This is a genomic window from Shewanella atlantica (genome assembly GCF_003966265.1).
In the GTDB taxonomy this organism is placed as follows: domain Bacteria; phylum Pseudomonadota; class Gammaproteobacteria; order Enterobacterales; family Shewanellaceae; genus Shewanella; species Shewanella atlantica.
Map to the genome: position 1 here is coordinate 20,754 of NZ_RXNV01000014.1, position 15,777 is coordinate 36,530.

Consider the following 15,777-nt stretch of genomic DNA (forward strand, 5'->3'; position numbering starts at 1 on the left):
CTATGGATTAGATTGAAATATGATAGGCCTACCTTCTCTGTACTGAGGCATTATTTCCCCCTACAATGGCTGCTTGTTTTATAGCAACTTTTGAACATACTCTTTGGAGATTAAGAATGGCCCAACATTTTGACTATATCTGTCTTGGCGCAGGTAGTGGTGGTATTGCATCGGCAAACCGCGCAGCCATGCGTGGTGCTAAGGTACTACTGATCGAAGCTAAGGCGCTGGGCGGCACTTGTGTCAACGTGGGCTGTGTACCAAAGAAGGTCATGTGGTATGGCGCTCAGGTTGCCGAAGCCTTACATCTATACGCTAAAGATTATGGCTTCGATGTCACGGTCAACAAGTTCGACTGGAATACTCTGGTCGCGAGTCGCGAAGCCTATATTGAGAGGATCCATGGTTCATACGACCGTGGTCTTGAAAACAATAAAGTCACCTTAGTGCGTGGTTATGGCCGTTTCGTTAACGAGCGCACCATAGAGGTCGACGGACAAGAGTACACCGCCGATCACATCCTGATCGCAACGGGTGGCTCACCAAGCATTCCTAATATCCCCGGTGCCGAGCATGGCATAGATTCCGATGGCTTCTTCCAGCTGCGCGCACAACCTAAACGTGTGGCAGTTATCGGTGCGGGCTATATTGCGGTAGAACTCGCCGGTGTTCTGCACTCTCTGGGCAGTGAGACTCATCTGTTTGTTCGTAAACATGCCCCGCTGCGTAGTTTCGATCCTATGCTCAGCGAAGCACTGATGGATTCGATGGCGACTGATGGTCCAACGCTGCATACCAACAGCATACCTGAGTCGGTCATCAAAAATAACGACGGAAGTCTGACCCTGAAACTTGAAAATGGTGAGAGTTTTGAGGTTGATACCCTTATCTGGGCAATAGGCCGCAAACCTTCTACAGGCAATATCGGCTTGGAAAATACCCAAGTTAAGTTGAATGATAAAGGTTACGTGGTCGTCGATGAACAGCAAAACACCACCAACCCGGGCATCTACTGCGTGGGAGATATTATCGAAGGCGGTGTTGAGCTTACCCCTGTTGCCGTTAAGGCGGGTCGCCTACTCTCCGAACGTCTGTTCAATGGCATGACAGATGCAAAAATGGATTACAGCCTTATTCCTACCGTGGTCTTCAGTCACCCCGCCATTGGCACCATGGGCCTCTCTGAGCCGGAGGCCATCGCCCAATATGGTGCAGATCAGGTTAAGTGTTACAGCTCGGGCTTCACCTCTATGTATACCGCAGTCACAGCACATCGTCAGGCATGTAAGATGAAGTTAGTCTGTGCCGGTCCCGATGAGAAAGTGGTGGGCATACACGGTATAGGTTTTGGCATGGATGAGATCCTTCAGGGCTTCGGTGTCGCCATGAAGATGGGCGCCACCAAGAAACAATTCGATTCCGTTGTCGCTATCCACCCGACGGGCGCCGAAGAGTTTGTGACTATGAGATAATGCTTCTCTCCTCTAAGCCTGACAGGTGTTCAGGCTTAAAGGGCTGAGTATTGAGTGACTCTACTGTTCAAAAGAGTAAGTTTTTTTTAACCTAAAGCTAAAATTAATTGAATTTATTGAAAACATGGGTCTGGCTATAATCACCGCCTAATTCACTTAGCAATAATTTTCGATGAAACCCGGCACAATATCCCTTCAGACTCTAAAGCGTCACTTTCCTTTTTTCTTCATTGCTGCCCTGTGTCTGTTCCCCATCATCTCATCACCCATAGCTTTGGTATTGGGTTTCACTTTAGCCAGCTTAGGGCTAATCCCCAATGAGATCGATCTGGGCAAGATCACTAAACGTCTACTCTCATATTCTATTATTGGCCTCGGATTCGGCATCCAGCTGCAAACTGCTATATCGGCAAGTTTGCAAAATCTTCCGCTGATCTTAGGCTCTATCATCTTCACCCTGCTCCTGGGCTTTATACTGACAAGAGCACTCAGGTTCGACACCAAAACGGGACACCTTATCTCGGCGGGTACGGCTATTTGTGGGGGAAGCGCTATCGCCGCAGTCGCACCGGCAATCAATGCTAAGAGTGAGCAGTCGGCAATCGCACTCGCAACCGTATTTATTTTAAACTCGGTGGCACTCTTCCTGTTTCCGGCCTTAGGTCATCTCTTTTCGATGAGCCAGTATGACTTTGGCGTTTGGAGCGCTATCGCGATTCATGACACCTCTTCGGTGGTGGGTGCAGCTTCAGCCTATGGCGAAGAGGCACTGACTACGGCAACGACCATTAAATTGGCTCGGGCGCTGTGGATAATCCCGATAGCCCTGCTCAGTGCTATGGCATTTGGCGGCGACAAGAAACGGATAACCATCCCATATTTCATCGGCTTTTATTGTCTGGCAATCGCCATCGCCCACTGGCTTCCTCAGGGGCAGGCTGTATATGAAGTGCTATTTGAGCTTTCGAAGCGCGTCTTGGTGCTCTGTCTGTTCTTAATCGGCGCTGGGATCACCGTTAGAAAAATGCGGGCGGCAGGTCCTAAGCCTCTGCTGTTAGGTGTGCTGTTATGGTTATCGATAGGAACGAGTTCGTTACTCTACATCCTCTATCTCTAAAATCATCAGAGCCGGGAGCTAGTGCTTCACAGGCTCTGATTTAATTCCCAGGACAATCCAGAGCAGACTGGCAAAGGCTGCCAGATCGATAAGTGCGCGGGTCAGTCCGCTGGTGAGCAGGGAGGCGGCAACAAAAACGGTACAACATAAGATAATTAACCACTGCTTCATTTTGCCTCCTCAATAATAGTCAGGCATAAGTTCAAAGAAGTGGTCATTATTTATCGAATAGAGATGGGATCCAAAATATTCGTTCTTAATAACAAATAGCTAGATCAACTAAGAGACTGCGTAGGGGTCATTTTTTGCATCATCATTCCAATGATATTCGGTAAGTCTCTCGATTCTTCTCGCTTCAACTTTCCCCCTCAGCTGACAGACATAAAAAAGTGCCGCATCAGTCCCAGCCGATACACCTGATGATGTCAGATATTTACCATCGTCAACCCAGCGAGCACTCGGTTGCCAATTAACTTGCCCGGCTAATCCCGTCACCCACTGATAGGCCATCTTATTGGTTGTGGCATTAACGCCATCTAAAATTCCCGCTTTAGCCAACAGTGCGGAGCCGGTGCAGATAGAAAACACCTTACCCGATACGCTAACCTGCTTTCTTAGCCAAGCCATCAGCTCTTCATCCTCAACCAGTTTACGGGTACCTAACCCTCCGGGAACAATGAAAAGATCACAGGGAGTCACGCTACTCATCGAGACATCAGTCACCACTTTTGGCCCTTGATAACTTCTGATAATACTCTTATCCCCAACAAGCTTAATTTGCACATTTTTCATATGGCCTAACATCTCAACCGGGCCATGTAGATCCAGGGTTTCATAGTCATCGAAGACTAAGGCTAGAATCTGTAAAGGTTTATCCTTAGTTACTGCAAAAAGTTGCGGAGAGACCATAGCGGTGGCCATGGCCAGGCTGCCTGCAGTTAAAAAATCACGGCGTTTCATCACTTACTCATATTAATGGTACAAATATAAATTATTAGTCTGTCTGATCTTGAGAAAATTCATTCTGTTTATCGCAAATGAATTGAAGTGTGAACTAAGAAGATATAGCCAATAAAACGGGATATTGATAGAAAAACATCGATCTGAATTTGACTAAACAGTGCCCGTAACAAGCAGGTTATAAAAGCTGAACAGCAGCCTAGCCCGAATCATCGAAATGAAACTTCGAGTAAGCTTAATACAGTCCTTTCTCTCCAAAATTAAACCTCTGTTCTACACTAAAGTGTATAAATTGAAAAATCGGTTTTTTATTATGCCTTTTAGGCTTTTAACTCAATGGCTTTCACTCACTTCTATCGGCAGTAAAGTTATCCTTTCTATGACTGGGATATGCTTACTCGTACTCATGCTATCGGCATCAAACTTCATCATGAATACACGAGTAAAAGAGGATACGACAGAGGTCAGTACACACGAGATCCCCAAGGCTATCGCAGCCATTAATATGTTAGACGAAATTGGTGATATGAATGCCAACATCCTGGAGTACGTGCTGGGAGAAGTCGATGAGAGAAGTGATTTCGACCAGAACCAGATAATGTTTACACAATACCTTGCCAGGTTGAAAAAAGCCCTTAAAGCACATGACCGCCGCATCGATGAGATCGAAGAGTTGTTTAACGACTTTCACACCTCCGCTAGAGCTAATGTGTTTAACCGTTATAACCCGAATAACGAAGCCTGGGCGAAGCAAAGAGTCCACGGACTTACTAATGTCACCGGCCATAAACTGGAGGTGCTATTAGATTCACTCAAGGAGAGTGAAATTAAAGATGTCGGATCTCAGCCTGAGCTCGATGAGGTGATCCATGATGATCTACCCGGCGTGCGCTACTACTTAGAGTTAGTCGATGAAGCCGGAGATATGACGGCGAACTTAACTGAGTATATTTCAGGTATATATAACGCTAAAAGCTCTTTCATTGAGAACGCTCAAAATTTTGAGGAGTATTTGACCAAGCTGAAACCTCTCGAGCAGAAACCCGAAGAGATCGCCCTTCTGGCTGAGGTAGAAGCCCTTTATAAAGTACTTCGAGATGGCGGGTTTGAAGTATTTCAACGCTATAACTCATCGAATAAGATCGAAGCAATCAAGGCTATCGATGAGCTGGAACATCAAACCTTCGCCCGGTTAGAGCGTTTATTAGATGATGTATCTATAGATGCTGAGAAGAATACCAATCAAGAGCTATTGGGTTTGAGGGAAGTGACAACCTCAAATCAATACGTCCTTGTCATCTCATTAGTTCTGGTACTGACCCTTTGTATCAGTATTATCTACTTCTCCTATCGGATCATCACCCGTCCCATCACTAAGCTCAGTAACACGATGAAACAGCTCGCCGATGGCGATATCGAAGTCGATGTCGTCTATCGGGATCGACATGATGAAGTCGGTAATATGGCCCAGGCGGTGGAGGTGTTTAAAACTAATATGATCGCCCGCAATGCCGCAGAGCTGGAGCTGGTAATGGCAAAAGATAATGCAGAGGCGGCATCCAAGGCAAAAGCCAGCTTTCTTGCCACCATGTCACATGAGATCAGAACTCCGATGAACGGCATCATAGGAATGATAGATCTGCTGCTCACATCGAGTCTGAACCGAGATCAGCGCAGTATGACTAATACCATTCGCGATTCATCTTTTTCACTGCTCAACATTATTAACGATATTCTCGACTTCTCTAAGATAGAGGCTGGCAAATTAGAACTTGAAAGCCTTAACTTTTCCATTAGCGAACTACTCGAAAGTGTTGTCGACACAATAACGCCCCATGCAGATGAAAAGAAGGTGACTCTGGAGCTCTATACTGACCCCGATATTCCTCATCATATCCAGGGTGATCCGGTACGTATTCGACAGGTATTATTTAATTTAGTTGGAAATGCGGTTAAGTTTTCTGCCGATCAGGATCATGGAGGAGAGGTGCGTATTTCTCTCAAAAAAAATGAATTGAGAAATCGACTCGTCTTCTTAACTATTGAGATCCAGGATAACGGCATAGGCATTGAAGCCGAACAACTAGAGAGACTTTTCCAGCCATTCACTCAGGCCGAATCATCGACGACAAGACGATTCGGCGGTACAGGGCTGGGGCTCGCAATTTGCCATAATCTCATTAACTTAATGGGAGGTAAAATTGATGTAGCCAGCACTGTGGATAAAGGCTCAATTTTTAAGGTTAACCTTTCATTTCCATATTTAGAACGGCCTCTGTCGTTAACTCATAACTATCAAAAAGTATTAGTGATCAATGATATTGATTCAGAACTGCTATCGATTAGAGTTCAGGAATATTTAAGCTCAAAAGAGGTCAACATAATATCTATGCCTTATGTGAACCTCTCTGAACACCTCAGAGAGAATGTTGAAACCTGGATTCAAATCGTCATAGCCACAGATCAACTCGAACAATCCCGGCAGCGAGTGGAGCAGAGTTTTACCGATGCAGAGCAGAAGAACATACGCTTTCTCGTGCTAAAACCAACGTCCAGAGGGGATGGCATCATAGATGATATAACCTTCTCGATTGCAGCATCACCTCTGAAAATAAGCACTCTCCTATATGGCTTACATGTTGCTCTGGGTAGAGAGAGTCCGTTAGACTCTTCCGCTCAGGAAGCCGATGCCCTATCGCATACTCCTCTGTCGATTACCGATGCCGAGAAAGCGGGACGCCTAATTCTTGTCGCCGAAGACAATCAAACCAATCAGGAGGTGATTAAGCGCCAGCTGAGCAAGCTAGGTTACTCCTGTGTCGTGGCTGACGATGGAGTTCATGCAGAAGAGCTTTACCCGACCTATAAATTCGCCATGGTATTGACCGATTGTCATATGCCCAAAAGAGATGGTTACGAGCTGGCCAGAGTACTCAGGGGGATTCAAAAGAAGAGTGGGATCGAAGTGCCGATTATCGCGATCACCGCCAATGCTCTGGTGGGAGAATCTGAGAAGTGTATCGCTGCAGGAATGGATGATTACCTTTCAAAACCTGTAGAACTGGTCAAACTCAGCCAAATGCTAAAAAAATGGCTATCCTCACCTCTTAAAAACAGCATTGATACTGATAAAAAACAAACGGGCGCTGAAAAGCGCTACTTAGACCAGAATGTCATTAGTTTAGTCTTTGACGATGACAGAGAGGACTATTTCGCCGCATTATCAGATTTTATGGAGATAGCCCTGCCACAGATTAAGTCTATGGTTGAGGATCGCGATTTTGATATTGACGCTATCGGACAATTAGCCCATAAACTCAAATCCTCCGCTAAAACGGTCGGTTTACTCTCAATAGGAAACCACTGTGAAACCATCGAAGCTGCCGCTAAAAGGCCTGATAATCAACAGACGAGGGAGAGTATCACCGAACAACTCGACTCGATAGAAACCTTGCTACCTCTGATAGAGAAAGAGATCACGGGCGTGATCTCCGATATTTAATCACTGAAGTTTGCGTTCAAACAGCTCAATAGCACCACTACTGAACATCCATTACAGCGACGCGGCGCTCTTCATCGACCGCTTTTACACGATCGGTATGCGACACCAGATAGGTACTGAAGACAGAGAAGATACAATAGGCTGTAAAATAGTAGAATCCTACCTCGAAGTTCGCGGTTGTTCTCAATAACTCTCCCATGCCAGCCGATGCATTTCCAGCCATAAAACTGATCATCAGTGCCACAACAAAAACATCGGCCATCGACCACTTGCTGATTAATGCGATAAACCGATTTAATCGCAACTCAACTTTTTCCGGAACAGAAAATTGCAGCAACAACATCAAACTTAATTTCAGTGCAGGAATAACAACACTAAACAGCATCACCAGAGCCGACACCGGAGCATTACCCGCTCGATAGAGCTCCTCTATGGTTCCCCAAATACTCCGTGTCTTCTGAAAAACTTCGACTTCGCCTTCGATCTCGTTGAGTCCCAGCATACCCGATATCATCGAGATCATGCCTCTGGCACTTCCACTACCGGCAGAGTCATCACTAAAACTGTTTGCCAGATGCTCAACACCAGCCATGGTCAATTCAGACTTGTCTATGGTTCCACTGATACTCAAAATAGGCTGAGTCACTCCGGGGATCAGTAATACCAGGGAGAGCAAAATTATAAAAACGGGGAGAATTCTTTTCATCGGGGAACTTGCTCATCGGCATTAAAAAAACGCATTATACCAAGCAAAACGAGGATTAGAACATTCAGAGAGCTGGTGCTTTGACAGTCTCTGCTTGAGAGGGAGGCTGTTTAGTCGATCAATAGAAGGGAGATGGGTCGACATCCAGGCTACTGGGGGAAACACCACGCTCAATATGCAGATCAGACTTAAGCAGATCGACCATGGCGACCTCGGTGTAACGCTTATGTCTTATAGAGTAGAAACATTTGAGGATCGGATGCAGGGCATCTCGGTTACTCGCTTGCCAAACGATACCAATCCGGCCATCGGATAACTCGACTAAAGAGCCCACCGGATACACTCCGACACAACGAATAAAGTCATAAACTAAAGCTTGATCCAGATGAAATGGCGTCAAGCTCAGGAGCACTTTGAAGGCTGCAGCCGGACTCATGGCCTCTTTGTAACAACGAGTTGCAGTCAGGGCATCAAAAATATCGACAATACAGCTCATGCGTCCATGTAGCGGTAACTCATCGCCTTTCAAACCGTTCGGATAACCATTACCGTCGAGCTTTTCATGATGCATCAGACAAACATCTTTACTGATGCTGGAAAGGCCTTTTGTCTCTTTCATGATATCTATGGCAAAAGTCTGATGCAGCTTAATATGTTCAAACTCTTCAGGCGTAAGCCTTCCCGGCTTATTCAGCACCTTGTCGTCGACCTTGATTTTGCCAATATCGTGTAGCATCCCGCCAATAGCCATCTGCCTCAGGGTATCTTTCTCTAACTTAAGGTATTTTCCGAAGGTGACCAAGAGAAAAGCGACATTGATAGAGTGCTCAAGAAGATAGGCATCCTTCGTTCTCAGTGCCGATACACATTTCATGGCATCGGCATCGAGCAAGGCAGACTCAATCATATTGTCTGCAAGTGCACCAAAAGGTGCAACCTCTATCGCCTTGCCTTCAAATGTTTCAGATAGGACTTTTTTAACGAGATCTTTAGCTTCAACAATCAGCTTCTTGGCTTGTTTTTGCGACTTTTCCCGGGATTGTTGGGGCTTCTTAACGACTGGTTTTGGTGATGGTGCACGTTTTAATCCACAATGGTCTGCAGAGCGATCAACATCGATCCACACATGTTTAATACCATTCTTAGCCAATTTGGCAATCGCATCACGATGACGGATCTGCCCGGCATTGGAAATTTTGACCAAACCTTGCCTGTCAATTGCCGTAACAAACATGCCAACGGTCAATTTAGACACAGGAAATTTAACAAGTGCTTTAGATTCTACAGAATCTGCCATGAATCCAAGCCCCCCCAGGATGACCTACAGCAAATGAACATATTGATTTGAATATGTTGGTACGTCTTATCTTTACCACATTTTTTTGCTTTAAAACAAGGACGTTGTGGGGAGGTATTCTAAGCCTTGAAAAAACAAATAACCACAGCAAAGATGTGCATCTCAATCTCAAACTATCCAAACATTGACCAAGAGCACATGTTAATTTAAGTTAATGCTTATTTATCAAAGGGTAAAAACTTCATCTTTGTAACAATTGTTTACTTAAACTGAATACATTCGACGCCATCGATGAGCCAGCGTCGGTTCATGCAGTTGTAACAAGAAACCAGCGTGTCATCGATCTGCTCATCTTCATCATCGGGGCTGAATTGCTTACAGGTTTGAGCCGCCTCTCTGGATGCTGCACTATTTTCAACGCCAAACTTAAAGCGAAAAACTTTACCGTCAAACTCATACCAAGGTTTCAACTGTATCATCACAATCAGTACTCCTTTAACTGTCGCTTTAACGCGTTACACCACCGACCCTCATGACGATATACCAAAAGAGCAAATTGATGTTGGCAATACACAGCTTTGACCTTCCTGGTCAGGTGCAGAACTTCGGTGATCTTTAATTGCTGACCACTTAAATCAACGACGATATCCAGTCCACTGCGTGTTAATGCTTCTTTCACAGTGAGTTCTACCCCCTCCTCATAAAGCTCCTGACCAAGGTCTACCTGTCCCTTCACCCGGCCGTCCCGGCCATATAGCCTTAATCCGATCCCGGCTAACGCCCCGATAACGCCCTGTCCGGTACCACCATGCTCACTCAAACAGATACCTAACCTCAGCGCCAGATCATAAGCGTCTTGTTTAGTCTTAACTTGCTCTTTTGCCTCCAAACCGAAGCGGATGAGCGCCTCTCTATCGAACTCTGAGTCACAATCCAATATCGCTAAGCCGGGATCGGAAGCCGCCGCGCTCTGCTCTAACAGGTGTGCTACGGTCAACTGTTTGATCGTCTCGAGAGACTTATAGGTCTGCAGCTGAAAACACATGGCACTATTATGGGAGGTGTATGGAATATCCGGATGTACATAGAGTTGATGACGAGTAATAAACGAACTGCTTTCATGTTCACCATCGGACAGTATCTCTGCGATCTCTTGCGCTATCTCTCCCGTACCTTTAGTCCCTATATCATCCGTATCATCGATACAGATTAACCAGGACTTCAACTGTTCATTATTCATTTTATCTACTGCCTCTCTATACAATAAAACCTGCTTTTCCAAGTGATGGGACTTTTTATACACCAACAATTACCACGCTATTCGGTGCTGTCTTTGTACAACAGATCATGTGATTTCAATCGATTCAAAACTGGTGGAACCATCGAGGCCGCAAGCAGGGTAAACATTCCCCCCTTTAACATACTCAGAGCAAACTGAACCAGGGCAACCTGCATTGTCATCCCCACCAACAGATCTTCTACCCATCCCTTTCCAGCCCATGCGAAGCAACCTATCAGACCGACAACGACGCAGCGCCATCTTAGGGTAAACAGCCCTGCAAACACGAGCAGACTCAGGTCCATCGCGATAGCCGGCAATGCAAACTTTATGAGGATTAATGGCCCCCCTTTCCCCACGCTTAAGATCATGGCAACTAACCCGGATAACACTCCACATGCTGAGATACAACCCACTCGTCCCACCACTCCATAACAGATGAGGTAGAAAAATGTCATCAGAAACATCGAATGACCCGAAATGCCCAACTTAAGGCGCATCATACTTTTCAATGCCACCAACAAGGTGGCACAAAAGCCGATAAAGAGTGCATCCTGCAAACTGAAGTTAAAACTCTTACTCATAACACCTTCTTCATATAGTTTGGTTATTTAACCGTTTGAATAAAAAGAGATACCCTAAATGTAAAATCACCTCCAATGAGTCGGTTTCTTATTCTTGCCAAAATATCGTAATTGAGCGGCGACAGCGACCTGCCTGGAAAGCTTAAGAAGTTGAATAAGAAGGGGGAAAATTACGCAATTTATTAATTCAGGCCAATTCCTGGGATCTCTGAGGAATTTAGGAGTGATACGGGCACCACGCAGACACTGAATCTGATAAATTTCGCGCAGTTCGACCGTCATAAATGGCAATAATCTTATCGATGCGGCAATAACGAATGCCCACTTAACCGGCAAAATCCAGGTTAACACCTCACCGATCCGCTCCGCTCTACAGCTGACTGACAACCACCAGCCAGGAATAAATGCCAATAAGATCCTCAGTACAGCTAGCGCTCCCTGAGCAAGCTGTCCCTGACCATGAATAAGATAGTAGAGGCTCATGGTGATAATGAGCTGTACCAAAAAAACTCGAACGATAACGCCCAGCTTTCCGCGACGAGATAAGCCATGGATAACCAGGAAAATGTCACACAAGATCAAACCGGGAAGATATCTATCAGGAATAAAAAAAGCGGCACTCGACAAAAATAAGACAAGAATTAAAGAGGCGGCAGTAACAAAACTACTTTTCTGAGCCGCCGAGCCTTCGAGGCAACGATTGCCACTGCCAGTGGCTCTTCGATATTCAGTAGCCTTACGCCTGCCCTTAACCTGCATTCATGCTCTCCACACCAGCCAAAGACAAGTCATCACCGCGCATTATTCGATACGAAAACAGCCATAGCCGCTGATGTTCACAGGCATAGTCTTCACAATATGCAATTAGCTTACGCCTGCCCTTAACCCACATTTACACTATCCATAAACCCTTGTTCACTTTGCAAGACGCCATCGGAAAGCAACCATGATCTCGTCACAGGCATATGACTCATCTGCCTGTGACTGCTCAACAATATTGCCGTACCTTGTTGACTCAGTCTGACCAACAGCTGCCATACTCTGCAGTAAAATGCCTGATCCAGACCGGCAAGAGGGTCATCGAGCAGCAGTACCTTAGGCTTCAGCGATGCAAGTGAAGCCAGAGCGACCAGATGTTGTTGTCCATAGGACAAGGTATGGGGAGAATGAGGTTTCAGGTGTTCCAATCCCAGCTCACTCAATAGCCTGTCGGCATTATCTAACGGTAAACCGAAGCGCTTAAGGCTAAATTGCATCTCTTCCAGCACAGTGTTTTCAAAAAGCTGACGATTTGGACGTTGAAGCAGTAAACCCAGCTCTGACCCGAAGATCCCAAGCTTAGGCTTCTTACCTAATACAGCCAGAGGTAAAGCTCTGACATTAGACTGAATGCCAGCGATACTCTTCAGTAAACTACTTTTACCGGCACCATTATCGCCAACCAAAGCGACAATCTCGCCTTCAAACAATTCAAGATGTTCATGACACAAAAACAGTGGGCTTTGCTCTTCGAAGCAGAATTCAAAAGGTTCGAAAGCCAGTACACTTTTTCCAACAGGAACGTATCCAGGCCGGGTAAATGAAACAGGAGCAGACTCGAAACAGCCTGACGTCAGCTTACCATCTTGTAGTTTCCAAAATTGGTCTACCACATCATCGAAGGCAGCAGGGTTATGCTCAACTAAAACGATGGAGACATTATCGGCTTTTAATCGCCTCAATACCGACATCAGCTCTTCGACCCCGGTATCATCGAGCTGAGCCCAGGGTTCATCCAGCAGCAATATGTCTGGTTCATATACCAATTGAGCCGCGATCATCAAGCGATACTTCTGTCCGAGTGATAGCTGCTCGATGGGCATATCTAAACTGACGTATAACCCCACTCTTCTTAACGCCGCTTGAACCTTACCGACCATAAGATCATAGGGGACAGCCAGATTTTCTAACGCAAAGGCAACTTCAGCACCGACACTCTGCCGGATGAACTGCACATTAGGGTCTTGCATCACCAAGCCAAGCACAACGCCGTCGGCGATATGAAGCTCACCATCGAAAGGTCTGGAGAGGCAACCCATAATAAGATTGAGAAGACTGGACTTTCCAGAGCCGGTAGGTCCGTTAATGCAGTGACACTCACCCTTGCGAACAGATAAACTCACCTCATTCAACACCAGAGGCGAGTCACTGTAGTAACGGAAGCTTACTCTATCTAACTTCAGTAGATTCATATCTACACAAACCATATCCATTTGAATTACTTATGTTGTTTACTTGCTATTGAGTGCTAGCGTTATAACTGAAGCTCAGTCCAACCAGCTAAAAGCCAACTCCCACCATCACCCGGATAAATCCGCCGATTTGATAGTGAGAGTTAACTGTTCCAGCACAGATCAACTAAGTCCTCAGTTGAACTTGTAGATCATCGGCCTATATTTGCCAGTTAATACCGACAAAGACTTGTCGGCCAGCCTGAGGAATAGCATCGCTTTGGTAATAGTTTTCATCTAACAAGTTTGTCGCCCTGATATAGAGCTCAAGCTTGTCATCCAATACCGGCTGTACTAAGTTCAAATCCAGCAAGGTGTAATCTTGTAATGACTGCTCAGTCCAAACTTTATTACCGTTAACCTTCTCCTGCTCGTAGTAAATTTGCCCCATGATCCTTTCCAGGTTCATGTTGATTCGCATAGCAAAAGGAAGCTCATATTCGGCCTGAAGACGTAGCTGATGCCTTGGACGATACTCTAAAGTCCCCATACCATCGAAAGCATCTTTGTCTTCGGTGTCCAGGAAGCTATAGACGAATGTTAGTGACAGATCGTCGAAAGATTGGTTGTTCAGAGACAGGTCGACCCCTTTGAACTGATAACGTCCCATATTTTGATAAACACCTGACATATCCTTAGCAATATAGTTCTCGGCATCGGTGTAGTAGCCCGCAACAGAGAGCGCCGTCGATGCTCCCAGCTCCTGCTCAACACCGAGTTCAAAATGTTTCGACGTTTCTGCAACTAAATCGGCATTGCCTGAAGATTGTGAATACAGATTCTTCATCGAAGGGAAGCGAACTTTTCTTGCTATTCCCGCATTAAAGCGTGTCTGTTCAAATGCTTGCCAAAATCCGGAAAGCTGTCCTGAGTAATCATTTTCAGACTCTTTGACACGGTCTTGATCGTGAAAAGCACCACCAATGGTGAAACCATAAAAGCCATCATCCTGATATTGATATTCGGCGGCTAAAGTATAAAGCCATGCAGAGTCATCGAAGTTGCTACTTCCACCGTTTCCGCCGCCATTTCCGCCGCCATTTCCACCGCCATTTCCACCGCCGTTTCCACCGTCGTTTCCACCGTCGTTTCCGCCGTCGCTTCCGCCGTCGCTTCCGCCGTCGCTTCCGCCGCCGCTTCCGCCGCCGCTTCCGCCGCCGTTTCCACCGCCACTTCCACCGCCACTTCCACCGTCGTTTCCACCACCACTTCCGCCACCGTTTCCACCGCCGCTGTAGCCATCGAGTGCCCGACTCTGTTTCTGACTCGACTTGTCACCTGTCGACGGCTTGGATGTTGTGGACTCCCAGCTTTGATTCTCTGCGATTACAGAGCTGGTCAATATCCCCGCATCCCCAAAGTTGGTGATAAATTGCAGGTTCCCGCCCTGTACCTTTGAGCGTCCGTCCTGGCTCTGCTTCACCTTGGTATAGCTGGCATCGGTATATTGAGTCTCCAGCACATCACTCTGATTGTGATAACCGAAGCCTCTAAGGGTGAACATCTCACTGAATTTATGTGCCATTCCCAACTGGAAAGTTTTTGCATCATAGTCATCGGCCCGCTCAAACTTAACGGTTCCGCTACCACTACCATCTCGGGAAGGCTTGCCCCACTGACCGGAGCGAAGACTCATGTTGGCAGTGATTTGGGTACTTTCCGATAACCAATAGCTCCCCTGAGCATAGATATTATCGATCTCTTTATCTGAATTAGCCCTGACATCATCAAACTGAACATCGTTATGTGGATAATCACCTGACAAGGGGAAACCGTCCGTTTGTTGATGACTGATACTGACTAAGCTTTGCCAGTTATCACCTGAACTCGCGGCGCTGATATCACCATTGAAAGTATCTTCACCGGATGCTTCTAATCGCCCTGACAAAGTAGACGCATCCTCTCCCTGCTTGGTGATGATGTTAATCACACCGCCGGCCCCACCTGGACCATAAAGAACAGAAGTCGGACCCACAGAAACTTCGACTGAAGCGATCTGACTGGTTGGGATCACACTTGGATCAAACTGGCCATCTTCGGCACCATTTGCCGGCACGCCATTAATGAGCAGAGTAACGTGTCGAGTCTTAAAACCACGAATATCGACCCTTGGGGTACCCTGACCGCCGGTTCGCACATATACGCCAGGCACATTCTTAAGTACTTGATCTAAGCTTTGAGCACCGAGAGCCTTAATCTCGTCCTCATCGATACTCCAGTGAGTCGTAGCAACTTGTGTTGCGGTCGGCCCCTCACCATGAACTACGATGACGTCATTTATATTGAGGATAGGGTCTCTATCTATATCGTCCGCAAGTGCAACCCCACTACTACCTATAGCGAGCGCGATTGCCGACATTTTTATTATTTTTTGTTGTGCTTTCATACTTAACGTATCCTGACCAGAGCTTATTCGCCGTTATTGTCAGCATCCGCCTATCTGGCCTCAAGAAATAAAAAGTCAAAAACAAACCAAGATCGACAAATTCAGACAATGTCTACACATAGAGCTAATGCCCAGGGACAAATTGTCCACACCTGATAAGCGAAAGGACAAAATTACTCAGAGTTATAGACATCAACTTGATGA

13 protein-coding genes are annotated in these 15,777 nt (G+C 46.1%); 3 read left to right on the forward strand and 10 right to left on the reverse strand.

The genetic code is table 11. The features are described 5' to 3' along the window. Window positions 1–116 precede the first annotated feature (116 nt). Together gorA and EKG39_RS19395 are read left to right on the forward strand one after the other, a co-directional pair. Window positions 117–1,472, forward strand: a complete 1,356-nt coding sequence (gorA, locus tag EKG39_RS19390; protein WP_126507659.1) for a glutathione-disulfide reductase — start codon at window positions 117–119, stop codon at window positions 1,470–1,472. Between the two features lie 172 nt (window positions 1,473–1,644). Further along, window positions 1,645–2,589, forward strand: a complete 945-nt coding sequence (locus EKG39_RS19395; protein ID WP_126507660.1) for a YeiH family protein — start codon at window positions 1,645–1,647, stop codon at window positions 2,587–2,589. A gap of 18 nt (window positions 2,590–2,607) precedes the next feature. On the opposite strand, the gene EKG39_RS23455 is transcribed toward EKG39_RS19395, so the two are convergent. After that, window positions 2,608–2,760, reverse strand: a complete 153-nt coding sequence (locus tag EKG39_RS23455) for a hypothetical protein (RefSeq protein ID WP_185817659.1) — start codon at window positions 2,758–2,760, stop codon at window positions 2,608–2,610. 108 nt (window positions 2,761–2,868) lie between these two features. Beyond that, on the reverse strand, window positions 2,869–3,549 hold the full coding sequence (locus EKG39_RS19400; protein ID WP_126507661.1) for a DJ-1/PfpI family protein: 681 nt from the start codon (window positions 3,547–3,549) through the stop codon (window positions 2,869–2,871). Window positions 3,550–3,862: 313 nt separating this feature from the next. Here EKG39_RS19400 and EKG39_RS19405 point away from each other — a divergent pair, with 313 nt between their 5' ends. Continuing rightward, entirely contained in the window at window positions 3,863–7,051 is a 3,189-nt protein-coding gene (locus EKG39_RS19405; RefSeq protein ID WP_185817660.1) for an ATP-binding protein, read from the forward strand. A gap of 37 nt (window positions 7,052–7,088) precedes the next feature. On the opposite strand, the gene EKG39_RS19410 is transcribed toward EKG39_RS19405, so the two are convergent. From EKG39_RS19410 to EKG39_RS19445, 8 genes are all read right to left on the reverse strand, one after another. Beyond that, complete coding sequence (locus EKG39_RS19410; protein WP_126507663.1) at window positions 7,089–7,757, reverse strand: paraquat-inducible protein A; 669 nt, start codon at window positions 7,755–7,757, stop codon at window positions 7,089–7,091. Between the two features lie 118 nt (window positions 7,758–7,875). Beyond that, the gene (locus EKG39_RS19415) at window positions 7,876–9,054 is read right to left on the reverse strand and encodes a cyclic di-GMP phosphodiesterase (protein WP_126507664.1); all 1,179 of its coding nucleotides are present in this window, start codon (window positions 9,052–9,054) and stop codon (window positions 7,876–7,878) included. Between the two features lie 260 nt (window positions 9,055–9,314). After that, window positions 9,315–9,533 carry a hypothetical protein gene (locus EKG39_RS19420; RefSeq protein ID WP_126507723.1) on the reverse strand — a complete coding sequence of 73 codons (219 nt, stop codon included), beginning with the start codon at window positions 9,531–9,533 and terminating at the stop codon, window positions 9,315–9,317. 5 nt (window positions 9,534–9,538) lie between these two features. Next, the gene (locus tag EKG39_RS19425) at window positions 9,539–10,279 is read right to left on the reverse strand and encodes a DNA-binding protein (protein ID WP_126507724.1); all 741 of its coding nucleotides are present in this window, start codon (window positions 10,277–10,279) and stop codon (window positions 9,539–9,541) included. Between the two features lie 92 nt (window positions 10,280–10,371). Further along, window positions 10,372–10,917, reverse strand: a complete 546-nt coding sequence (locus tag EKG39_RS19430; RefSeq protein WP_126507665.1) for a core component of ECF transporter — start codon at window positions 10,915–10,917, stop codon at window positions 10,372–10,374. A 66-nt stretch (window positions 10,918–10,983) separates the two neighbouring features. Further along, window positions 10,984–11,676: an energy-coupling factor transporter transmembrane component T gene (locus EKG39_RS19435; RefSeq protein WP_126507666.1), complete on the reverse strand. Its 693-nt coding sequence runs from the start codon at window positions 11,674–11,676 to the stop codon at window positions 10,984–10,986. Window positions 11,677–11,798: 122 nt separating this feature from the next. Continuing rightward, window positions 11,799–13,148: an ATP-binding cassette domain-containing protein gene (locus tag EKG39_RS19440; protein ID WP_126507667.1), complete on the reverse strand. Its 1,350-nt coding sequence runs from the start codon at window positions 13,146–13,148 to the stop codon at window positions 11,799–11,801. Between the two features lie 199 nt (window positions 13,149–13,347). After that, window positions 13,348–15,573: a TonB-dependent receptor plug domain-containing protein gene (locus EKG39_RS19445; RefSeq protein WP_126507668.1), complete on the reverse strand. Its 2,226-nt coding sequence runs from the start codon at window positions 15,571–15,573 to the stop codon at window positions 13,348–13,350. Window positions 15,574–15,777 lie beyond the last annotated feature (204 nt).

Excerpts from the sequence above, each read along its gene's own strand:
- EKG39_RS19400 (WP_126507661.1), bottom strand. The coding sequence starts at position 3,549 with ATGAAACGCCGTGATTTTTTAACTGCAGGCAGCCTGGCCATGGCCACC.
- EKG39_RS19445 (WP_126507668.1), bottom strand. The coding sequence starts at position 15,573 with ATGAAAGCACAACAAAAAATAATAAAAATGTCGGCAATCGCGCTCGCT.
- EKG39_RS19430 (WP_126507665.1), bottom strand. The coding sequence starts at position 10,917 with ATGAGTAAGAGTTTTAACTTCAGTTTGCAGGATGCACTCTTTATCGGC.
- EKG39_RS19410 (WP_126507663.1), bottom strand. The coding sequence starts at position 7,757 with ATGAAAAGAATTCTCCCCGTTTTTATAATTTTGCTCTCCCTGGTATTA.
- EKG39_RS19440 (WP_126507667.1), bottom strand. The coding sequence starts at position 13,148 with ATGAATCTACTGAAGTTAGATAGAGTAAGCTTCCGTTACTACAGTGAC.
- gorA (WP_126507659.1), top strand. The coding sequence starts at position 117 with ATGGCCCAACATTTTGACTATATCTGTCTTGGCGCAGGTAGTGGTGGT.
- EKG39_RS19435 (WP_126507666.1), bottom strand. The coding sequence starts at position 11,676 with ATGCAGGTTAAGGGCAGGCGTAAGGCTACTGAATATCGAAGAGCCACT.
- EKG39_RS19415 (WP_126507664.1), bottom strand. The coding sequence starts at position 9,054 with ATGGCAGATTCTGTAGAATCTAAAGCACTTGTTAAATTTCCTGTGTCT.
- EKG39_RS19420 (WP_126507723.1), bottom strand. The coding sequence starts at position 9,533 with ATGATACAGTTGAAACCTTGGTATGAGTTTGACGGTAAAGTTTTTCGC.
- EKG39_RS19395 (WP_126507660.1), top strand. The coding sequence starts at position 1,645 with ATGAAACCCGGCACAATATCCCTTCAGACTCTAAAGCGTCACTTTCCT.
- EKG39_RS23455 (WP_185817659.1), bottom strand. The coding sequence starts at position 2,760 with ATGAAGCAGTGGTTAATTATCTTATGTTGTACCGTTTTTGTTGCCGCC.
- EKG39_RS19405 (WP_185817660.1), top strand. The coding sequence starts at position 3,863 with ATGCCTTTTAGGCTTTTAACTCAATGGCTTTCACTCACTTCTATCGGC.